Genomic DNA, 1,405 nt, shown 5'->3' on the forward strand with positions numbered 1-1,405 from the left:
GGCGCGGGACGTGCTGGAGCAGCGCCTCGGCCGCATCCCGGATCTGGAGTTCCGCAGCATCACCGTGGAAGAAGGCGGCAACCGGGGCACGCGGCTCTACGGCGCCATCGAGACCGCCCTGGCCGAGATCCCGCGCGCGCGCCTTGCCGGCATCGTCGCCCTGACCGATGGGCAGGTCCATGACATCCCCCCGCCCGGCGCCGCCGGCGGCCCCGCCCTGGACGCGCCCTTCCACGCCCTGCTGGCCGGGCGGCCCGGCGAGGTGGACCGGCGGCTGCGGGTGATCGAGGCGCCGGGCTTCGGCATCGTCGGCCGCTCGGTGGAGCTGCGCGTGGTCGCGGAGGATCTGGGCGTGCCCGCGGGGGCGGCCGACGGCGGCGCCGTGCGCCTGACCATCCGCCGCGACGGCGCCGCGCCGCGCGTGGAAAGCGTGCCGCTGGGCCGCGAGCACCGCATCGCCGTGCCGATCGAGCGCGGCGGCCCCACGGTGGTCGAGGTCGCGGCCGAGGAACGGCCGGGCGAGGTCTCCACCCTGAACAACCGTGCCGTGGTGACGATCAACGGCGTGCGGGAGCGGCTGCGCGTGCTTCTCGTCTCCGGCGAGCCGCATGCCGGGGAGCGTACCTGGCGCCGGCTGCTGAAGGCCGATCCGAACGTGGACCTCGTCCACTTCACCATCCTCCGCCCGCCGGAGAAGGACGACAACACGCCGCTGAACGAGCTGGCGCTGATCGCCTTCCCGGTGCGGGAGCTGTTCCAGCAGCGGTTGCGCGACTTCGACCTGATCGTCTTCGACCGTTTCAGCAACCGCGGCTTCCTGCCGCCACAATACCTGCGGAACATCGCCGACTATGTGCGCGGCGGCGGCGCGCTGCTGCTGTCCGTGGGGCCGGAATTCAGCGGCCCGACCAGCCTCGCCCTGACGCCGCTGGGGCAGGTCCTGCCGGTGCGGCCGCCCCTGGGCAGCGGGGCGGGCTTCGGCAACGGGCTGAACTTCGGCTTCGCCCCGCCACCGCGCGGCGGCAACGATGCCGAGGTGGACGGCCCCTTCCGCGCACATGTCACCGATGCCGGCCAGCGCCATCCGGTGACCGAGGGCCTGCCCGGTGCCAATGCCGGCGACCGGCCGCAGAGTTGGGGCCGCTGGTACCGCTACATGCGGGCGGAGCCGCGTTCCGGCACCATGGTGATGGACGCGCCGGGCGGCAGCCCGCTGATGATCCTGGACCGGGTGGGCGAGGGCCGGGTGGCGCTGCTGCTCTCCGACCATATCTGGCTCTGGGCGCGTGGCCATGACGGCGGCGGGCCGCAGGCGGAGCTGCTGCGCCGTGTCGCCCACTGGTCGATGCGCGAGCCGGAGCTGGAGGAGGAGGACCTCACCGCCAGCGTGTCCGAGGGGCGGCTG

General features: G+C 74.2%; 1 pseudogene. It reads left to right on the plus strand.

Going from position 1 to position 1,405, the window contains the following annotated elements:
- Positions 1–1,405: pseudogene (locus ROTAS13_RS24470) on the plus strand (hypothetical protein); the annotation flags it as partial.

The organism is Roseomonas sp. TAS13 (assembly GCF_001950415.1).
In the GTDB taxonomy this organism is placed as follows: domain Bacteria; phylum Pseudomonadota; class Alphaproteobacteria; order Acetobacterales; family Acetobacteraceae; genus Roseomonas; species Roseomonas mucosa.